This window comes from Streptomyces sp. KLMMK, from assembly GCF_036961605.1.
Taxonomy (GTDB): Bacteria; Actinomycetota; Actinomycetes; order Streptomycetales; family Streptomycetaceae; genus Streptomyces; species Streptomyces telluris.
On sequence record NZ_JBAMDC010000557.1, the window covers coordinates 1 to 3,370 of the forward strand.

Below are 3,370 nucleotides of genomic sequence, written 5' to 3' on the forward strand. Positions count from 1 at the left end.
CCGAGCCGGCCGCCGGCCCCGAGCTGGTCACCCTGCGCGGTCCCGCCGCTGCGGTCGCGAAGAACATGAACGCCTCCCTGGAGCTGCCGACGGCCACGTCCGTCCGCGCCGTCCCGGTGAAGCTGCTGTTCGACCAGCGCATCGTGATCAACAATCACCTCAAGCGCGCCCGCGGCGGCAAGGTCTCCTTCACGCACCTCATCGGCTACGCCATGGTGCAGGCGCTGAAGCTCATGCCGTCCATGAACCACTCCTTCACGGAGAAGGACGGCAAGCCGACCCTCGTCAAGCCCGAGCACGTCAACCTCGGCCTGGCGATCGACCTGGTCAAGCCGAACGGTGACCGCCAGCTCGTGGTCGCGGCCATCAAGAAGGCCGAGACGCTGAACTTCTTCGAGTTCTGGCAGGCCTACGAGGACATCGTCCGCCGCGCCCGCATCGGCAAGCTGACGATGGACGACTTCACCGGCGTCACCGCCTCGCTGACCAACCCCGGCGGCATCGGCACCGTGCACTCCGTGCCGCGCCTGATGCCCGGCCAGGGTCTGATCCTCGGCGTCGGCGCGATGGACTACCCCGCCGAGTTCCAGGGCACCTCGCAGGACGCCCTGAACCGCATGGGCATCTCCAAGGTCATGACCCTGACCTCGACGTACGACCACCGGGTGATCCAGGGCGCCGCCTCCGGCGAGTTCCTGCGGATCATGGCCCAGCTGCTGCTCGGCGAGAACGGCTTCTACGACGAGATCTTCGAGGCGCTGCGCATCCCCTACGAGCCGGTCCGCTGGCTCAAGGACATCGACGCCTCGCACGACGACGACGTCACCAAGGCCGCCCGCGTCTTCGAGCTGATCCACTCCTACCGGGTCCGCGGCCACGTCATGGCCGACACCGACCCGCTGGAGTACCGCCAGCGCAAGCACCCCGACCTCGACATCACCGAGCACGGCCTCACCCTGTGGGACCTGGAGCGCGAGTTCGCGGTCGGCGGCTTCGCCGGCAAGTCCATGATGAAGCTGCGCGACATCCTCGGCGTGCTGCGCGACTCGTACTGCCGCACCACCGGCATCGAGTTCATGCACATCCAGGACCCCAAGCAGCGCAAGTGGATCCAGGACCGCGTCGAGCGCGGCCACTCCAAGCCCGAGCGCGAGGAGCAGCTGCGCATCCTGCGCCGGCTGAACGCCGCGGAGGCCTTCGAGACCTTCCTGCAGACGAAGTACGTCGGCCAGAAGCGCTTCTCCCTGGAGGGCGGCGAGTCCGTCATCCCGCTGCTGGACTCGGTGCTGGACGCCGCCGCCGAGGCGCGTCTGGACGAGGTCGTCATCGGCATGGCCCACCGCGGCCGCCTGAACGTCCTCGCGAACATCGTCGGCAAGTCCTACGCCCAGATCTTCCGCGAGTTCGAGGGCAACCTCGACCCGAAGTCGATGCACGGCTCCGGCGACGTGAAGTACCACCTGGGCGCCGAGGGCACCTTCACCGGCCTGGACGGCGAGCAGATCAAGGTCTCGCTGGCCGCCAACCCCTCCCACCTGGAGACGGTCGACCCGGTCGTCGAGGGCATCGCCCGCGCCAAGCAGGACATCATCGGCAAGGCGGGCACGGACTTCACCGTCCTGCCGGTCCAGCTGCACGGCGACGCGGCCTTCGCGGGCCAGGGCGTCGTCGCGGAGACGCTGAACATGTCGCAGCTGCGCGGCTACCGCACCGGCGGCACCGTGCACATCGTCATCAACAACCAGGTCGGCTTCACCGCGCCGCCGGAGTCCTCGCGCTCGTCGATGTACTGCACCGACGTCGCCCGGATGATCGAGGCGCCGATCTTCCACGTGAACGGTGACGACCCGGAGGCCGTGGTCCGCGTCGCGCGGCTGGCCTTCGAGTTCCGCCAGGCGTTCAACAAGGACGTCGTCATCGACCTGATCTGCTACCGCCGCCGCGGGCACAACGAGTCGGACAACCCCTCGTTCACCCAGCCGCTGATGTACGACCTGATCGACAAGAAGCGCTCGGTGCGCAAGCTGTACACCGAGTCGCTGATCGGCCGGGGCGACATCACCCTGGAAGAGGCCGAGCAGGCCCTGCAGGACTACCAGGGCCAGCTGGAGAAGGTCTTCGTCGAGGTCCGCGACGCGGACGCGGCGACGGCTCCGGCCGCCGTCCCGGCCCCGCTGGGCGGCTTCCCGGTCGCGGTGAACACCGCGATCTCCCAGGAGGTCCTCAAGCGGATCGCCGAGTCGCAGGTCACCACGCCCGAGAACGTCACGGTGCACCCGCGCCTGGTGCCGCAGCTGCAGCGCCGCGCCGCCAGCATCGAGGACGGCACGATCGACTGGGGCATGGGCGAGACCCTCGCCTTCGGCTCGCTGCTGATGGAGGGCACCCCGGTCCGGCTCGCCGGCCAGGACTCCCGCCGCGGCACCTTCGGCCAGCGCCACGCGGTGCTCGTCGACCGCGAGACCGGCGAGGACTACACCCCGCTGCTCTACCTGTCCGACGAGCAGGCCCGCTTCAACGTCTACGACTCGCTCCTCAGCGAGTACGCGGCGATGGGCTTCGAGTACGGCTACTCGCTGGCCCGCCCGGACGCGCTGGTGCTGTGGGAGGCCCAGTTCGGTGACTTCGTCAACGGCGCCCAGAGCATCGTCGACGAGTTCATCTCCTCCTCCGAGCAGAAGTGGAACCAGACCTCTGGTGTCACCCTGCTGCTGCCGCACGGCTACGAGGGCCAGGGCCCGGACCACTCCTCGGCCCGCGTCGAGCGCTTCCTGCAGCTCTGCGCGCAGAACAACATGACGGTCGCCATGCCGACGCTGCCGTCGAACTACTTCCACCTGCTGCGCTGGCAGGTCCACAACCCGCACCACAAGCCGCTGATCGTCTTCACCCCGAAGTCGATGCTGCGTCTGAAGGCCGCGGCGTCGAAGGCGGAGGAGTTCACCAGCGGCCAGTTCCGTCCGGTCATCGGTGACGACACCGTCGCCGCGGCGGACGTCCGCAAGGTCGTCTTCTGCTCCGGCAAGGTCTACTACGACCTGGCCGCCGAGCGCGCCAAGCGCGGTGCCACGGACACGGCCATCGTCCGCATCGAGCGCCTCTACCCGCTGCCGGGCGAGGAGCTCCAGGCCGAGATCGCCAAGTTCCCGAACGCCGAGAAGTACATCTGGGCGCAGGAGGAGCCGGCGAACCAGGGTGCCTGGCCGTTCATCGCGCTGAACCTGATCGACCACCTGGACCTGGCCGTCGGCGCCGACGTCCCGGCCCGCGAGCGGCTGCGGCGGATCTCCCGTCCGCACTCCTCGTCCCCGGCGGTCGGCTCGGCCAAGCGTCACCAGGCCGAGCAGCAGACGCTGATCAACGAGGTGTT

Annotated in this window: 1 protein-coding gene; it reads left to right on the plus strand. The window is 68.8% G+C overall.

Translation table 11 applies throughout. The annotated features are described in order from the left end of the window. Nucleotides 1–3,370 (plus strand): multifunctional oxoglutarate decarboxylase/oxoglutarate dehydrogenase thiamine pyrophosphate-binding subunit/dihydrolipoyllysine-residue succinyltransferase subunit (locus tag V7793_RS35450; protein WP_336013793.1); only part of this gene is annotated, 3,370 nt, incomplete at both ends.